Annotated in this window: 3 protein-coding genes and 1 pseudogene; all 4 read left to right on the forward strand. The window is 58.5% G+C overall.

Annotated elements, in window-relative coordinates:
* Positions 1-421, forward strand: a pseudogene (locus WB528_RS17890) (transposase); the annotation flags it as partial.
* A gap of 174 nt (positions 422-595) precedes the next feature.
* The gene (locus WB528_RS17895) at positions 596-919 is read left to right on the forward strand and encodes an ArsR/SmtB family transcription factor (RefSeq protein WP_423889729.1); all 324 of its coding nucleotides are present in this window, start codon (positions 596-598) and stop codon (positions 917-919) included.
* On the forward strand, positions 916-1698 hold the full coding sequence (locus tag WB528_RS17900) for an SRPBCC domain-containing protein (RefSeq protein WP_423889730.1): 783 nt from the start codon (positions 916-918) through the stop codon (positions 1696-1698). The genes WB528_RS17895 and WB528_RS17900 overlap by 4 nt, the downstream gene beginning before the upstream one ends.
* Before the next feature lie 383 nt (positions 1699-2081).
* A partial coding sequence (locus WB528_RS17905; protein WP_423889731.1) for a c-type cytochrome occupies positions 2082-2633 on the forward strand: 552 nt, incomplete at its 3' end.

Consider the following 2633-nt stretch of genomic DNA (forward strand, 5'->3'; position numbering starts at 1 on the left):
GTCTATTTGCCGGAGGAAGATGCCTATCGCTGTCCGGCTGGGGAGCAACTGCCGTATCGCTTTACGAGCGAGGAAGATGGCAAGCGGATAAGGCGCTACTGGACCACAGCCTGTCAAAAATGTTCGCTCAAATCGCAATGCACGACCGGGCCAGAGCGGCGGATTACGCGATGGGAGCATGAGCATCTGCTCGAGGCTGCGCAGCAGCGCCTTGATGCAAACCCACAAGCCATGCGCTAGCGTCGAGAGACAGTCGAGCATCCGTTCGGCACGATGAAGGCCCGCATGGGGCAACACACTTCCTCACCAAACGCTTCCAAAAGTAGCCGCCGAGATGGCTCTCTCGGTCCTCGCCTATAATCTGACACGGGTCATGAACATCGTCGGTACCAAGCCGCTGATGGCTGCGATCGTGGCCTGAGACCGAGCCGGTCCTGGCTTCTCACCGACTTCCCTGGGAAGGGTGGTTTTACACGGCCAAGACCCCGCCGACCTCGCGCTGCCTTGGTCTGATGCGAAATCGAGCCTTCCACATCAACATCTTGACCGCCAGATCGGATCGTTGTACCAATGCGTAACCATTAGGTTACTCATTATGCATCGCGCCCAAGCTAACGCGGACGTCTATCACGCCATCGCCGATCCCACGCGTCGCGCAATCTTGGACAAGCTGCGGACAGCGCCTGCGCCGGTGAACGCCATCCTCGCTGATTTCCCGCAAAGTCGGCCGGCGATTTCGAGACATCTGCGGATCTTACGAGAGGCACGTATTGTCGCTGAGCAGCGCATGGGCCGCGAGCGGATATATCGCATACAACCTGAAAAGCTTCATCAAGTTGCCATCTGGATCGAAAGCTATCGTTCCTTCTGGCAATCCAGTCTCGAAAATCTCAAGAATCACTTGGAGGCCAAGACATGAGTTTGACTAAATCCGCACGCGCTGTTGCCGATCTTGAGGATGGTTTGATCCTCGCGACTGTGACAATCGCCGTGCCACCCGAGCGGGTTTTTCAGGCGCTCACCTCCGATGAGGTCGTCAAGTGGTGGGGATCGGATGAAGTCTATCGCGTCCTGAACTGGACGTCGGACCTGCGCGTTGGCGGTTCATGGAGGTCGGAGGGTCAGGGCGCGGACGGTTCGTCATTCAGCGTCGAAGGTGAGTATTTGGAAATTATTTCTCCTCATAAGCTGGTTCTGACTTGGTCATATGATTGGGCCGAGCGGCACGTAACCAAGCTCACATATCAACTAGAATCTATTTCGGAGGGTACTAAGCTTACGGTTCGCCACGAAGGATTTAAGGATCGATCCGAGCAATGCGGTTCGCACGCAGGCGGTTGGGAAATGGTACTGGACTGGCTCAGTGCCTATCTCGTGCCTGCGACCACCAGTACATCGTCCAAGTATTTCTTCTGCCGCCTGATGCCGCCGAGGGCTACCTTCGCCTTCGATATGACGGATGAAGAGCGCGCGATGATGCTTGAGCACGCCAATTACTGGAGGAAGCAGATGGGATGCGGCAAAGTGCTCGTCTTTGGGCCTGTAGCCGACCCCGAGGGGCCCTGGGGATTGGGCGTCGTGAAGGCACAAAGTGAAGAGGAGTTGAGAACCTTCGAGGCCGGCGATCCCGCGATCCGGTCAGGCCGAGGTTTCAGCTACAAGACGCTGCCCATGCTTCAGGCGGTAACCGCAACCTAATGATTTCGCCTGCCAGATCACCAGCGCGGCCGTCGTGCTAAATAGCAGGTGACCAACTTAATGTCGCATCATGGCCCATCGCGTCAGTTAGCGCAGTGCAGCGACATATCTGGAGTTAGGGGTACATCGGAAGCCGGCCGATGGTCACACCGGCGCTTTTGACCATAGGGGTCAATCGCCCGGTGACGTTCGGCAGCGTTAACATCGCGCATCCCTTTGAGTGGAGGCTGTCTACCTCAGGTGCTACCTGGTGAGGAGGTCCTCGCGGTAAGAACGGGCTTCAAAGGAGGTGACCTGGAGCTCTGTTAGAAGGGCTCTAATTGAGCGGCTTCCGCGCTGGCGTTACGAAGCTTTCCTGTCCGACCATTTGACTGGGTATCATGGTGAGTCTGCATTCGTTGTTGTTCCGCTATGTGGCGTTCGTCGTGCTGACTTTCGGCCTCTTCGGAGCGGCCAAGGCGGAGACGAGTGATGTCGAGACGGCGTGGCGCCTGCTCGACTACATCGCGGTCGATTACCCGGGCGCGGTCGCGCACGGCGCAATTACCAGTCCTTCCGAATATGCCGAACAGAACGAGTTCGCTGCGACCGTCGCCGAAAAGCTCGCAGCGTTGCCGCCAAAACCGGAACGGCAGGCGCTTCTAACAGAGATAACCCGGCTGCAACGCGCCATCGCAGACAAGGCCGAAGCCGAGAAGGTCGCGGAGATCGCTCACGGCCTGGCCGCGGCCCTTCTCGCTGCCTATCCCGTGCCACTTGCGCCGAACAGGACTCCTGATCTCACGCGTGGCGCGAAACTGTACGCGCAGAACTGCGCCGCCTGTCATGGCGCCACCGGCGACGGGCATGGTCCAGAGGCCGCCAAGCTCGGCACGCCGCCCATCGCATTCACCGACTCCGACCGAGCCCGGCAGCGCAGCGTGTTTGGTCTCTAC

It is taken from the genome of Bradyrhizobium sp., assembly GCF_049586575.1.
Taxonomy (GTDB): domain Bacteria; phylum Pseudomonadota; class Alphaproteobacteria; order Rhizobiales; family Xanthobacteraceae; genus Bradyrhizobium.

Bases quoted from the DNA above. Each gene is read 5' to 3' on its own strand.
- WB528_RS17895 (WP_423889729.1), top strand. From the start codon at position 596: ATGCATCGCGCCCAAGCTAACGCGGACGTCTATCACGCCATCGCCGAT.
- WB528_RS17900 (WP_423889730.1), top strand. From the start codon at position 916: ATGAGTTTGACTAAATCCGCACGCGCTGTTGCCGATCTTGAGGATGGT.